This window comes from Opitutus sp. ER46, assembly GCF_003054705.1.
GTDB lineage: Bacteria > Verrucomicrobiota > Verrucomicrobiia > Opitutales > Opitutaceae > ER46.
Genome location: NZ_QAYX01000025.1, coordinates 474,971 through 488,487, shown reverse-complemented (window position 1 = coordinate 488,487; position 13,517 = coordinate 474,971). Strand labels below are relative to the sequence as shown.

The window sequence follows — 13,517 nt, the reverse complement described above, 5'->3', positions numbered from 1 at the left end:
GAAAGTCGCGTTACCTAGGTGTTGATCACGCGCGTTCGCCGGCAATCGCCGCGCGGACATCACCATCCACCTTCTCCAGGGCCGCGCGTGCCGCCGCCGCGTCAAGGCCGCGCTTGATCGCGACGATCGCGACTTTCACGCGGTAGTCGCAGGCCTCGAGCGTGCGCCGGGCCGTCGCCTCGTCCGCACCGGTCGCGCGCATCGTCAGCGCCGCGGCGCGGCGCACGAGCTTCGCGTTGGTCGGCTGCACGTCGACCATGAGGTTTCCGTACACCTTGTGCAGCCGCACCATGATGGCGCTCGAAAGGGTGTTCAGAACGATCTTTTGGGACGTGCCGGCCTTGAGCCGCGTGCTACCCGAAACCACCTCGCTGCCCGTGTCCAGCGTCAGCCCGATCTCCGCCTGCGCCGTGACCGGCGCGCCGGGATTATTCGCCATGCCAATCGTGAGGGCACCGGCGGCCTTCGCCGCCTCGAGCGCGCCGAGCACGTACGGGGTGCCGCCGGAGGCCGCGATCAGAATGACGACGTCGTTGCGCGTCGGGTTGACCGCCCGCAGGTCGGCTGCGCCTTGCTCGCGGTTGTCCTCGGCGCCTTCCACCGCCTCGTAGACGGCGCTGCGGCCGCCGGCGAGCAGTCCGAGCGCGCGGTCCTTGGGCCAGGAAAAGGTGGGGAACAGTTCGACGCTGTCCAGCAGACCAAGCCGTCCCGAAGTGCCGGCGCCGACGTACAGCAACCGGCCGCCCGCGGCGATGCGCGGCGCGGCGGCGTCCACCGCGCGAGCAAGATCGGCGGCCGCCGCATGGACGACGTTGGCCGCATGCACGTGGTCTTCCGTGAACGCGCGGACCAGGTCGATCGTCGCGTAACGATCGAGGTTCTCATGCCGGGTGCTGGGGGTTTCGGTGTTGAGCATCGTAGTGAAGTAAAGTCCTGCGTTGCCGCGGTCCGCTCAACCGCGCATTTCCGAGGCATGTCCGACCTCTTCATCGGCTTGATGTCCGGCACGAGCATGGACGGCATCGACGCCGCGCTTGTGCGCTTCACCCCGCAGGCCGAACTCGTCGCCTCGCACACGCTCGCCTTCCCCGCCGCGCTCCGTGCGGAGCTGCTCGCGCTGAGCCGCCCCGGTCCCGACGAGATTGACCGGATGGGGCGCGCCGACGTGGCGCTCGGCCGCTGCTTCGCCGCGGTCGTGCGCGAGCTCCTGGCCAAAGCCGGGGTCGCACCGAAGGACGTGCGCGCGATCGGCAGCCACGGGCAGACGATCCGCCATCGACCCGACTTCAAGCCGGCCTTCACCCTGCAGATTGGTGACCCCAACGTGATCGCCGCCGAAACCGGCATCGCGGTCGTGGCCGATTTCCGGCGCAAGGACATGGCGCTGGGAGGCCAGGGCGCGCCGCTCGTGCCGGCCTTCCACGCCGCGATCTTCGGCAGCGCGGAGACGGACCGCGTGATCGTGAACATCGGCGGCATCGGCAACGTGACGGTTCTGCCCGCGACGCCCGGCGCGCCGATTCTCGGCTTCGACACCGGTCCGGGCAACACGCTGCTCGACAGCTGGGCGCGTCGCGTCCTCGGACAACCGCTCGACGTCGATGGCGCGCTCGCCGCGCGCGGCCGCGTGGACGCCGCGCTGCTCGGCCGTTTCCTCGCGGATCCCTTCTTCGCCAAAGCCGCGCCGAAGAGCACCGGGCCCGAGTACTTCTCGCCCGAATGGCTCGACCAACACTTGCAGGCGCACGGAGTCGTCGGGGAAGCGGACGTCCAAGCCACGCTGGTCGCGTTGACGGCGGAAACGATCGTGGCCGCGATCCGGCCGCTCGTGCGTTCCCGCGCGCCCGATCTGTTCATCTGCGGCGGCGGCGCCCACAACCCCGTCTTGATGGCGGCCCTGCAACGTGTGCTCGGCGAGGGACGCGTGCAGCGCACCGACGCGCTCGGCGTGCCCGTCGGCTGGGTGGAGGCGATGGCCTTCGCGTGGCTCGCTTACCAGCGCCTGGAAACGCTGCCGGGCAATTGTCCCGGCGTCACTGGCGCCAGGCGTCCCGCCGTCTTGGGCGGACTGTATCTGCCGAATTAAGGCCGGCCCACGGCGAGCCGACCTCGCGGCCGCATCCGCCCCTCCGGGACACGAGGCCCCGGTGGCAAGGAGAAGGCGGCGCGAGAAGGACACCATTTCGGCAGAGGAACGCGCGCGGCGGGCCCGGCAAGCGGCGCCGGAGGTTGCGGTTTACGACCGCGCCGCCGGCACCGGCGGCAGCGCCACCTCACCGGAGGCGACGCGGTGGAGGAACAGCGCCGCGATCTGCGCCCGCGGGGCGATCGTGTCGACGCGGCAGACCTCGCGTTCGCTGTGTAGCCCGTCGGCGATCGGGCCGAGGCCATCGAGCGTCGGCAGGCCGACCTCGCCGAGGAAATTGCCGTCGGAAGCGCCGCCGGTGTGCACCCATTTGAACGGCGGCACGCCGACATCAGCAGCCGCCTTTTGCCACGCGGCGTAGGCGGCCTCCTCGGCCGGGGTGCATTCCTTCGGCGGACGGTTGAACCCGCCCTGCAGTTCGAGCCGGAAACCCTCGCGGGCGTTGATCGCGGCGGCGAGCGCGTGGATCCGCGTGAGCAGCGCATCGCGGTCGGACATCCGCGTGACGCGGACGTCGATGTCGGCGCGCGCGTAGTGCGGCACCACGTTGGTCACGGGCGAGCCGCCGTTGATGTTGGCGACGCTCACGAGCACGCCGGGCAACTCGTCGGGGAGCTTGGCGACGCCAAGGAGAAACTCCGCCAGCGCGAGGACGGCGTTGCGACCGTCGTTCGGCACCTTCGCCGCGTGCGAGGCGCGGCCGTGGCAGATGGCGGTGAACACGCCGGTGCCCTTGCGCGAGTGCACGATGTCACCCGAGGGACGCGCCGGCTCGAAGACGAAGGCAAACTGGTTCCGGCGCGCCGCGGCGCGGAACAGCTCGAGGCTGCCGTGGGAGCCGATTTCCTCATCCGGCGTGAGCAGGACCTCCCAGCCGAGCTGCGCGGCGTTGGCGGTCTGCTCGAACGCCTGGAGCGCGGCGAGGAGCGTCACGATGCCGCCCTTCATGTCGCCCGTGCCGGGCCCCGACATCGTCTTCGCATCCACCCAGCGGCACGTCTGGAACGGGCTGGTCGCCTCGTACACGGTGTCGTAGTGGCCGCAGAGCAGCACGTGCTTCGGGGCCGCGGGCCGCATCCGGATGCTCAGCGAGCGGACGCCCGGCGGGTTGAAACCGGGAGCGTCGGCGGCGACCTCCTCGATCGTGGCGGCGGGAAAGCAGCGGGCGAACTCCGTCCGCAGCGTCTCACGCATCCGGGCCAGCCCGGCGGCGTGATCCGAGCCCGAGTTGATGTTGGCCCAACGCTCCAGCAGCGCGCCGAGTTCGGGCGTGCGCTGCGGCAGGGCGAGAATCGAGGAAGGAACGGACATGGAAGCGGGAGAGAATGCCACCGCGGCGCGGTCAAAGTCCAGCGCGTGCCCCACCCGGCAGCGTGACCCGCGGCGTGTCATCGCCATCGATCTGCCGCAGGTTGGCGAGCGGGTCGTCCTGGAGCCGGAGGAACTTGAAGCCGAGAAGGCGCTGGCGGGCCTGGGGCGACTTGGCCGACTCCACGCCGCGGGCGATGAAGGCGGCGAGCGGCTCCTCGCGGACCTTGGGTTCGGCGGAGTGGATGATGGTGACGGTGCCGTCCGGCGAGTGGGCAATGAGCCCGGTGTGGCCGACCCAGGCCTTGCCGCCGTAGATCTCGGCGTTGGCGTGGCCGGCGTTGATGGAGCCGCGAACGACGTTCACGAAGTCACCGTCCTTGAGTTGCGACGCGATGCGCTCGATTTCGGAGAGCGGGATAAAGCGGTCGTGGTGCTCCTCGACGGGGATCGAGACATCGAGTCCGTAGCGGTTGTGGAGGAACTTGCTGCGGTCGATGCGGGCATCGAACGGCAGCGCCTTGGCGCCTGCGAGTTCGTCGGTGAGGTCGCGCACCAGCCAGCGATTGGAAACGTTCCAATCCGCCTCGGTGTAGTGGTTGCGCGTGGCGACGCCGAGCTTGCCGTCGCGGTAGCGGATGCGTTGGAGCATCCGGATGAACCCGGACCAATCGCGGGTCAGCGCCATCGCGTAGGTGTGCTCGGTGAACACGAGGCAGTCGCTCTTGGTGAGACAGTAGATGGGCTGCGGGTCGTAGGCCTCGAACGGCATCTCGCCGAGCAGGTACAGCTCGTACGGCTGGCCGATGTTCTTGCGGGCCAGGTGGACGATCCGCTGGCGGAGGTCCGGCATGGTGGCCTGCAGGTAACCGAGGTACTGCCCCACCTCGCGCTCGGTGAACTGATAGAGCGGTTTCGCCAACAACGGCGGGATGGGATCGACCGGCGTGGCGGCAGGAGTCGTGCCGGCCTTGGGTGTTGCAGCCGTCGCAGCCGTTGCGGGGGCAGCGGGCGCAGGCGCGGTTGCCGCCAGCGCGCTGGCGCCCAACGCGAGCAGTGTGGAGGAAAGGAGAAGGGTACGGGAATTCACGGTAGATAGAAAAAGGGGGCGGTCCGCATACGGACCGCCCCGCAGGAGAAATGGCAACTCAGGCCTAGAACGTGCCCTTCACGCCAAAGTTGATCGACATCGGCGTGATCCAAAGACTGCGCTTGCGCTCCGGCACCCAAGTATAGCGGTCCGGCCCCGCCTCAGTAATATTGTTCACATTAAGGTAGGCTGTCGCGTTGGGCCGCACGCGGTAGTAGAACCCGACGTTCAGGCGGGTGAGTGACTTACGATGGACCATTAGCTGGACCCAGGACGCTGTGCCGATCGTGCCCACCGTGCCGCTGTTCGTGACCGCATAGTCGCTGGAGTAGCTCAGGTCCGCGGACACATCGAATTTTCCATACGTGTACTGTAGCCCAAGGTTGGCGGTCCGCGGCACGAGCCCTGGGATATCGGCCGTCCTGCGTTCGACGAAGCCGACTTGGGCAGCGCTGTACACAAACTGCCCCTTACCCGTGATCACCGTGTAGTTGCCGCGCACGGTTAAGCCCTTCAGCGCACCGGGTAGGAAGGTCAACCGTTGGCGGAAATCGAGCTCGACACCTTGAACCCTCAGCGTGCCGATGTTTTGCGGACGAAAGATCTGGTACCCGGCGTACTCGCCGCCAAAGCCATTGTTCGGCCCTTCTCCTACCGTCTCGACCGTCCCGTAATTAATGCCAGAGGCAGGCAGATAGTCAGTGATGTTCTTTCGGAATGCACCGACCGAGTACACGCCGTTGACGGTGGGATAATACTCCAACTTCAGGTCAATATTCTTGGCCAACTGCGGCTTCATATTGGGATTACCGTACGTGACCTTGCCTTCATATCCATTATCATCAGCATGGTCATAGGTCGTAACCGATATCCCAGGAATCAGCTGGAGCATATCCGGCCGCGCATAGCTGGTTGACCAGCTTGCTCTCGCCACGAGGTTAGGTGTGACGTTATAGCTGCCGTGGATGCTCGGGAAAAGCTTGGTGTACTCGCCATTCGCGCCGCCTTTCGTATATTCCATCGCAGCCCGTTTGTAGGGATCAGGCTCGCCGGCGGCAGCGGGGACTCTCACCGCTGTATCGCGATAATAGGTCCAGACGTATGTCTTCACCTTCTCGATGCGCGCGCCCCCGACCAACTTAAGTTGTCCGAGCGTCACGTGGCTCTGCAGGTATCCGGCATCGACCATCTCTTTGAAGTGGCGTGAGCTCGTGAAGTTCTGTGAAGCCGTATAATATTCATCTTGGGCCCACTTGCCATTATTGAGGGTCTCGCTCACCGCGACGGGGTTAAAGATCGGCAAGCGTTGGCCGCCGTGATTTTCTTCAAACGTCGTGATTGGCATCAAGGCCGTGTCGGAGATGTAGTTATTCTCCTTCAAGTACCAGCGCAACGGGTTCGACTGGAAATTATTCACCCGCCGATTCACGGTGTCGGCGCCGGCCTTGAGTGTGACAGGAAAAGTGAACGGCAGCGGGTACGTTGCATTGATTGTGCCGCTCCACTCGTCGGTATTTGTGATCGTGCCACGCTTATCGAGACGAACGGAGGTTTGGTCCACCGGAACGGTGCTCCGGTTCGCGGTGGTGGATCTGGTCACGACGTACGAAGTATACGACGCGGGATCGTACACATTCGGTCCTGCAGTCTGCGTGAAAACGCGGCCGGTCAGGTCCGAGTTATCGAGAATGAATCCGATCGAACCCTTCGTCCGAAGCGTTAGCTGCCCACCCTCTCGGTTGTTACCTGCATTCGAATCCCAATGGGTCCGGCTCATGCGCCACGCATGGTCGATTTTCAATCGACCAAAGTTGTGTTCAAAGAAGAGCGTACCGGTGGGATTATTGCTCGTGAAAGAATAGGTCCGAGGCGTGAGGAGCATCTGCCCATTGCCGCTAGTGCTGATCTCGGCGCGGGTGGAATTGGACCCGGCAACGATGCCGGTGGAGGCGAAGGGATTAATGAAGGTATAATGGAAAAATGGTTCGCGGCCTGCATTATAGGTGAATCGTGCGGACACCGTCGTTGTAGGCGACAAGCGGTAATCGGCGCGTAGGCCGAGACCAGTAATGAACCGGTGATTGGCGCCACTTCGCTTATCATAGTCACGGAAGTACGCGGTTGAGGCATCCGTCGTAGCAGCGTATTGCAGCACATCGTAATCGAACTGGGTAGTTATTTGCTGCTGCGCGATGCTTGCGCTGATGCCGAGATTTCGCGTACCGCCAGCAATGTCGAAGACCCCAGTGTAATCCATCGTTGCAGTATACCCTAGGGGATGTTTGCCCAGATCGCTGTTACGTGCGCTGGTACCCGGCGTGTAGCGGCCACCCAAGTTATACGCGAAGCGCTGGCGCTCCTTCATCGCAAGGGGGGAACGGGATTTTAGGTTGATCTGGCCGCCGATCGAATCGGCGCGCTTGTCCGGCGTCTGGCCGGCGATGAGTTCGATCTGCTCATACATCGCGGCCGAGAACGAATGCAGCGTGGCGGTGCGGCCGTTGCCGCCGACGCCGGTCGAGGACATGCCGTCGACCACGAGGCGGGTAAAGCTCTGGCCGTTGGAGGAAACCATGCCGCGGATATCGACGCTGTTGATCAGGTCGTCTTCGTCGGTTTGGAACGAAACGCCGGGCATGCGGGACAGCAGTTCGCCGACGTTCTGCGTCGGCAGGACGCCCCACTCGTCGAGGGCCATGACGTTCTTCGGGTTCGTCGCATTGCGCTGCTCGGTGATGGAGAGCGCCTGGCCTTCACGCACGGATTGCACCGTGTACTTCTCCATGGTCACGACGTCGGCAGACTTGAGTGACACATCGAGCCGGGCGGTCGCGCCGGCCGAGACGTTGACGCGCTCGGTGGTCGGCGTGAACCCGGTGTAGCTCACGGTCAGGTCGACGATGCCCGCGGGTACATTCAGGAATACGAAATAGCCGGCATCGTCGGTAAGGGTCGTGCGGTTCATGCCCGGGAGCGTGACTGCCGCGCCTTGCATGGCGTTTTGGGTCACCGAGCTGGTCACGGTGCCGCTGATGGTGCCGGTACCGGCGGCGTCCGCGGCGTGGGCCGCGACTGCCCCGAGGACCAGGGTAAGGAACAGGCTCGTTGCGACCTGCAACAGCCGAGACGGAATACGGCCAAGTCGGCCGTGCGGAACGGTGTAGTTCATGGGTGGTAGGTCGTGTGCGGCACCAATGGGGGTAGCGCCACACACAGGGTGTGTAAGCTGCCGCCTTGCCTACGGCGCCGCGGATGGAGGTAAAGCGATTTCCGGTCCATGGGCCCGCAAACCGGCCCGGATTGGCAGTTCGGTTAAATAATTCATCACCGCGGTGATGGTCGGAAACGTCCCCCGGGGGCCAATTTCGGGCGCGCGGCGGCCCCGGAGGCGCTCCGTTCCGCTCCGTAACCGATCTTTGGGTACAGTAGTCCGCCCGCTCCGCCTGCGGGCCTCAGATCTTGATGAACCACTGCCGCCGCCACATCGCCCAGGCGACGAGGAAGTGGACGCCCACAAACGCCAGGGCGAACAGGAGCGACGCCAGCTCCGGCGGGGCCACCGGCACGAAAACGTGGTTATACAGCCACGTCTTCAAAACCACCCGCGTGCCCGCCACATCGGTCCAGCGGATCAGCGTCAGCATCCGCGCCACCAGGCCCGCGAGCACGTACATCGCGATCGCGTTCATGCCGAAGATCACCGCCGGCGCGGCCCAGCGGCGCCAGCCCCGCACGTCGATCAGCCAGGCGCACAGCGTGAGCCCGACCGCCGCGCTGCCCGCCATGAACAGCACAAAAGAGCTGGTCCAGAGGTTCTTGTTGATCGGCAGCCAGAGGTGCCACAGCAGCCCCGCGACCACCAGGCCTCCCCCACCCGCCAGCAGCCCGCCGAGTCTCGCGTTCAGCGGGCGCGCGCTCCGCAGCCAGGTGCCAGCCAGCGCGCCGAGCAGCGTCGTCGCGATCGCGGGAATCGTCGAAAGCAGGCCCTCCGGATCGAAACCGCGCACCGGGGCGCCCGACCAGGTGTGGCCGGCGAGCAGGTGCGAATCCACCCACCACGCGAGATTGCCCTGCGGCTCGAGCACACCCGCGCCGTAGCCCGGCACCGGGATGAACTGCAGCGCCGCCGCGTAGGCCAGCAACAGGCCCGCGACCCATGCGACCTGCCCGCGCACCCGCGTGGTGAGCACGATTGCCCCCGCCGCGGCATAGCACAACGCGATGCGCTGCAGCACACCCATGATCCGGAGCTTGCCGAGCACGACGGTATGGCCGGGATACAACCCAAAGGGGAACGTCGCCAGCAGCAGCCCGAGCGCGAAGATGATCGCCGCCCGCACGATCACGTGCCGGTACAATTCCGCCGGGCTCGCCCCCTGCTCCAGCCGCCGGCCGAACGACAGCGTCATCGCCACGCCGACAATCCACAGAAAGAACGGGAACACCATGTCGGTCGGCGTCCACCCATGCCAGCTGGCGTGCCGCAAGGGCGGATACACGTCGTGCCAGGTGCCGGGATTGTTCACGAGCAACATCGCGGCGACCGTGGCGCCACGGAACGCATCGAGGGAAACGAGCCGACCGGTGGGGTTCATCGGCCGCGTTCGATGGCAGGTCCGGGCGCGCCACGCAACTCCGCGTCGCCACCCCACCGGCGTCGCCACGCCCGGCGGCGCGCTGTCCGCCCGCTCAACGTGAGTCGCCGCGATACCGCGCCAGCATCACGGCCAGTTCGTCGAGCTCGTCGCGCGTCCGGTGGTCCGCGGGCGCCACGTGCCGGTTCAGCATGAAACAGAATGCGAGCCGCTCGCCGGCGGCCGTCGTCACGTAGCCCGAAAGCGAATTGGCCCAGCGCAACGTGCCGGTCTTGGCCTGCACCTGGCCTTCCGCCGGCGTGCCCTTCATCCGCCCCCGCAGCGTGCCGTCCCGGCCTGCCACGGGCAGCGCGTCGGCAAACGCCGCCGCCTCGCGGTGCTGCGCCATGAACCGCAGCAGGCGCACCATCGCGTCCGCCGTCACCAGGTTGTTGCGCGAAAGTCCGGAGCCTTCGTCGAACTGCACGTCGCCCGGCCGCAGGTCGTGCTCGCGGAGGAACCGCCCCAGCGCCGTCAGCGCCAGTTCGTCCGCGGTGCGCCACGCCGACGTCTCCGGCTGACGCTCCAGCTCGCCCAGCGTGGCGAACAGGAGATCGGTGCGCAGGTTCTGCGAAACCTTGAGGAGCACCGACACCATCTCGCGCAAGGTCGGCGAGACGATCTCCCCGAGTTGCCGCGCGCCCCGCACATCCGGGGTCAGCTCGGGCCAGCGCACGCCGCGCGCACGGCCGGTCACCTCGATGCCCGCCCGGCGCAGCGCCTCCTTCATGCCGGTGGCAAACCACTCCGCCGGCCGAGGCACCGTGGTGGCCTCGAGCGCCTCTCCGCCACCCGCCGGCACCGTGCCGAACACCGTCACCCAGCGCTCGCCCGGCAGCCGGAGCACGCGCACCTGACGCGCCCCCGACTCCGTCACCGTCGTCAGCCGGTTGTCGATTTGCAGCCCGGTCAGCGGCTGGACCAGCTCGATCACGCCGGGGGCGCCGGGCACGGCCCCCGGCCCCACGCGCAGATCGAGGTAGTTTTCCTCCAGGGCCACCCCCGAGATCTCGGCGCCGTAGTAGTCGTTCAGGTCGTCCGCCGTCCACCCCGCTCCCTGGGGCGTCGTGCGCAGCCACGTCCCATCCGCGATCACGTCGCCGCGGATGCGGCGGATCCCCGCCTCGCGGACCAGCGCCACGAAGGGCTCAAACGCCGTCCAGAAATCCTTGCCCGCTCGCCGGGGGTTCCAGCTTGGATCGCCCCGCCCCGCGACCACGAGGTCGCCCTGCAACGCGCCTTCGCCGTCGACAACCCCGCGAGCCAGCACGGGCGTCTTGATCCGCCAGTCGCCCCCCAGCCGGTCCAGCGCCAGGGCGGCGACGTAGAGCTTGGCGTTGGAGGCCGGGCTCAGCCGCTGCGCCGCATCGCGCTCCACCAGCACCGCGCCGGTGTCCACTGAGACCACCTTCACCCCCCAGGCCGAGCCGCGAAACCGCGGCGCATCGAGCCGGAGGCCCACCTCGGCGCGCAGGTCGGCGAGCGTCTCAGCCCCCGTCACCGCCACGGCTTCCTCGGCGCGTGCCGGCCGCCAAAGCGCCAGCGCCAGGAGCAGTATCCATCCGAAAACACACCGCCAATGACGGGGGATCATGTTCCGCATGGTAGCCGCCCGCGCGCCAAAGACGAAGCCGTTTTCCGTCCCCGCCCCACCCCGCGTTCCGCTCACCATCGCGCCCATCTCGGCTCCTCACTCCGGCGGAGGCGCACCCCGCCTGCCATCTTCACTCCCGCGGCGCGGCCACCGGTCACCTTCACTCTCACTCCAGCGACGGCACGTCGCCGGTCACTTTGCCCTTCACCCTCACTCGCCCCCGTTCCCCGGGGCTGCCGCCAATGCGTTGCACGAGGCAAAGACCATGAATTGCGGTGAATTCAGGGTCGCGCCGCATCGCCTCCTTGGTCATAGCAACCTCCCCCACCGCCATGGCGTCCTCCCACCCCATGCTCCTTCGCCTCCGCTGGCTCATCGCGGTACTCGGCTCCGTCACCGCGCTGACCGCGGCGCCGCGGCTGCGGGTTGGCGTGGATCGCGCCGCCCCGCCGCTCGCCTACGTGGACGACAAGGGGCAGCCGACAGGCTTTACCGTTGAGCTGCTCCGCGAGATGTCCCGGGTGAGCGGCGTCGAAATCGAGATCATCCCAGGCTTCTGGAAGGAGCATATCCCGGAATTCAACGCGGGGCGGCTCCATGCCTACGGCAACGTCCTGTCCACGCCGACAAACGAGGCTGAGATGGCGCTCTCCATCGCCCACGCCGAGCTGCATGGCATGGTGTTCCAGCGGCGCGACCGCCCCCCCATTCGCCGCCGCGCCGATTTTGCCGGCCGGACGGTCGCGACAATGCGCAGCAGCGCGGCGTACTCGGAAATGCTGCGCAATCGCGCCTGGGGCGCCAAGCTCCTGACCTACGAGACCTGGCAGCAGGCGCTCGACGCGACGCACCGCGGCGAATGCGACGCGGCGTTCATGTCCACGCGCCTGATGCACTCGCTCATCAACGAGCACGGGCTGGCGCGCCACATCATCACCGACGTGACGTACCGGTTCCACTTCGGCGTGCACAAGGGCGACCAGGCGACGCTCAACCTCCTCAACGAGGCGCTCGCGACCGTGATGCGCAACGGCACCTTCGATGAGCTGTACGCGAAATGGATTGGCCCGATCGAGCCGCGCCGGCTGCGGTTTGCGGACGTCCAACCCTTTCTCCTGCCCATCGGATTCGGCCTGTGTGCGGTGGCCATCTTCATCGGCTGGCAGCGGCACATGCTGGCCCGGCTCGCGCGCCAGGCCGAGGCCCTGCGGCTGAGCGAACAGCGCTGGAAGTTCGCCCTGGAGAGCTCCGGCGCCGCGGTGTGGGACTGGAACATGGCCGAGCGGAACGTGCTCTACTCGCACGACTGGAAGGCGCTCCTCGGCTATGCCGACGATGAGTTTGAGCCCACGATCACCGCGGCCACGCGATTGATCCACCCGGAGGACCGCTCGCGGCTGAAACAGGCACTCCGGGCCCACTTGCGGAACCAGAGCGCGCCCTTCACCGCCGAATACCGGATGCGCTGCAAGGACGGATCCTGGAAATGGATTCTCAACCGGGGCGTCGTCGTCCGACGCGATGCCCACGGCCACCCGCTGCGCATGGTCGGCACACATACCGATCTCACGCTCCAACGCCACGCCGAGGAGGACCGGATTGTGCGCGCCAAGCTCGAATCCACCGGCCTCCTCGCCGGCGGCATCGCCCATGATTTCAACAACCTCCTCGCCGCAATCGTCCTCAACACCGACCTGGCCTCCTGGCCCAAGGCGACGCGCGAGGACATCAACCGTCATCTCGCCGAAATCCGGAAGGCGGCAATGTCGGCCCACGACCTGACGCAGCAATTCATCACCTTCGCCACGGGCGGCGTGTCGGTGCGCCGACCCACCGCGCTGGAGGCGACACTGCGCAACGCGGCCGAGCTCGCGCTCCGCGGCTCTTCCTGCCGCTTTGAACTGCAACTCACGCCGGACCTCTGGATGGCGGACGTCGATGCCGCGCAGATCGGGCAGGTCATCCGCAACCTGGTCCTGAACGCGCGCGAGGCCATGCCGCATGGCGGCACGGTCACGGTCAGCGCCGAGAATCTCGCCCTGCGCAAGGACGGCGTGCCGGGACTCGAGAGCGGGCGCTACGTGCGCATCAACATCCACGATACGGGGATTGGCATCCCCCGGGAGTTGCTCGCCACAGTCTTCGATCCCTATTTCTCCACCAAGCAGCGCGGGCCGCAGAAGGGCATGGGCCTCGGCCTGACGATCTCCCTTTCGATCGTGAAGCAGCATGGCGGCACCATCCTGGTGCACTCGTCGCCGCAGGAGGCGACGACCTTTTCGATCTACCTGCCTGCGTGCGACGTCATGCCAACCCCGCCGGCCACGACGACACGGGCCCGCCCGGCCGTGCCCCGCGTGCTCGTCATGGATGACGAGGAAGGCGTGAAGGCCGCGCTCGGCGGCGTAATCCGCCAGTTTGGCTACGAAGTCGCCCTCGCCTCCGATGGCGCCGAGGCGGTCGAACACTATCGGCACGCGCTCGAAGCGAAACAGCCGTTCACCGTCGTCATCCTCGACCTCACCGTCCGCGGCGCGATGGGCGGGCTCGAGGCGCTGGAGGGCCTGCGCCGGCTCGATCCCGACGTCTGCGCCATCGTGATGAGCGGCTACGCCGACAACGAGGCGCTGCGCCAGTATACGCAGTACGGATTCAGGGCCTCCCTGACCAAGCCGTTCACCGTGGAAAAGCTCCGCGAGGCGCTGGCGGCGGCGATGCCGCCGGCCTGACGATGCCGTCTCAGCC

At 67.0% G+C, this 13,517-nt stretch carries 8 protein-coding genes; 2 read left to right on the top strand and 6 right to left on the bottom strand.

What is annotated here, in order from left to right; all coding sequences use genetic code 11:
* Positions 1-25: 25 nt before the first annotated feature.
* Entirely contained in the window at positions 26-916 is an 891-nt protein-coding gene (murQ, locus tag DB354_RS20330; protein WP_107837472.1) for an N-acetylmuramic acid 6-phosphate etherase, read from the bottom strand.
* 57 nt (positions 917-973) lie between these two features.
* Here murQ and DB354_RS20325 point away from each other — a divergent pair, with 57 nt between their 5' ends.
* Positions 974-2,086 (top strand): anhydro-N-acetylmuramic acid kinase, encoded by a 1,113-nt coding sequence (locus DB354_RS20325; RefSeq protein ID WP_107837471.1) that lies wholly within the window; start codon positions 974-976, stop codon positions 2,084-2,086.
* A 150-nt stretch (positions 2,087-2,236) separates the two neighbouring features.
* On the opposite strand, the gene DB354_RS20320 is transcribed toward DB354_RS20325, so the two are convergent.
* The 5 genes from DB354_RS20320 to dacB form a co-directional block, all read right to left on the bottom strand.
* Positions 2,237-3,457 (bottom strand): hydrolase, encoded by a 1,221-nt coding sequence (locus DB354_RS20320; RefSeq protein WP_158277636.1) that lies wholly within the window; start codon positions 3,455-3,457, stop codon positions 2,237-2,239.
* A gap of 31 nt (positions 3,458-3,488) precedes the next feature.
* Positions 3,489-4,544: an N-acetylmuramoyl-L-alanine amidase-like domain-containing protein gene (locus tag DB354_RS20315; RefSeq protein WP_199226897.1), complete on the bottom strand. Its 1,056-nt coding sequence runs from the start codon at positions 4,542-4,544 to the stop codon at positions 3,489-3,491.
* 64 nt (positions 4,545-4,608) lie between these two features.
* Entirely contained in the window at positions 4,609-7,713 is a 3,105-nt protein-coding gene (locus tag DB354_RS20305) for a TonB-dependent receptor (RefSeq protein ID WP_107837469.1), read from the bottom strand.
* Positions 7,714-7,996: 283 nt separating this feature from the next.
* On the bottom strand, positions 7,997-9,139 hold the full coding sequence (locus DB354_RS20300; RefSeq protein ID WP_107837468.1) for a heparan-alpha-glucosaminide N-acetyltransferase domain-containing protein: 1,143 nt from the start codon (positions 9,137-9,139) through the stop codon (positions 7,997-7,999).
* Between the two features lie 94 nt (positions 9,140-9,233).
* Positions 9,234-10,772: a D-alanyl-D-alanine carboxypeptidase/D-alanyl-D-alanine-endopeptidase gene (gene dacB, locus DB354_RS20295; protein WP_158277635.1), complete on the bottom strand. Its 1,539-nt coding sequence runs from the start codon at positions 10,770-10,772 to the stop codon at positions 9,234-9,236.
* A 350-nt stretch (positions 10,773-11,122) separates the two neighbouring features.
* Between dacB and DB354_RS20290 the strand changes: the two genes are divergently transcribed.
* Positions 11,123-13,501, top strand: coding sequence for a transporter substrate-binding domain-containing protein (locus DB354_RS20290; RefSeq protein ID WP_158277634.1), 2,379 nt, complete (start codon positions 11,123-11,125; stop codon positions 13,499-13,501).
* Positions 13,502-13,517: the final 16 nt, after the last annotated feature.

What these genes read in the sequence shown, in the direction of transcription:
- DB354_RS20320 (WP_158277636.1), bottom strand. Translation starts at nt 3,457, where the DNA reads ATGTCCGTTCCTTCCTCGATTCTCGCCCTGCCGCAGCGCACGCCCGAA.
- DB354_RS20325 (WP_107837471.1), top strand. Translation starts at nt 974, where the DNA reads ATGTCCGACCTCTTCATCGGCTTGATGTCCGGCACGAGCATGGACGGC.
- dacB (WP_158277635.1), bottom strand. Translation starts at nt 10,772, where the DNA reads ATGATCCCCCGTCATTGGCGGTGTGTTTTCGGATGGATACTGCTCCTG.
- murQ (WP_107837472.1), bottom strand. Translation starts at nt 916, where the DNA reads ATGCTCAACACCGAAACCCCCAGCACCCGGCATGAGAACCTCGATCGT.
- DB354_RS20305 (WP_107837469.1), bottom strand. Translation starts at nt 7,713, where the DNA reads ATGAACTACACCGTTCCGCACGGCCGACTTGGCCGTATTCCGTCTCGG.
- DB354_RS20290 (WP_158277634.1), top strand. Translation starts at nt 11,123, where the DNA reads ATGCTCCTTCGCCTCCGCTGGCTCATCGCGGTACTCGGCTCCGTCACC.
- DB354_RS20300 (WP_107837468.1), bottom strand. Translation starts at nt 9,139, where the DNA reads ATGAACCCCACCGGTCGGCTCGTTTCCCTCGATGCGTTCCGTGGCGCC.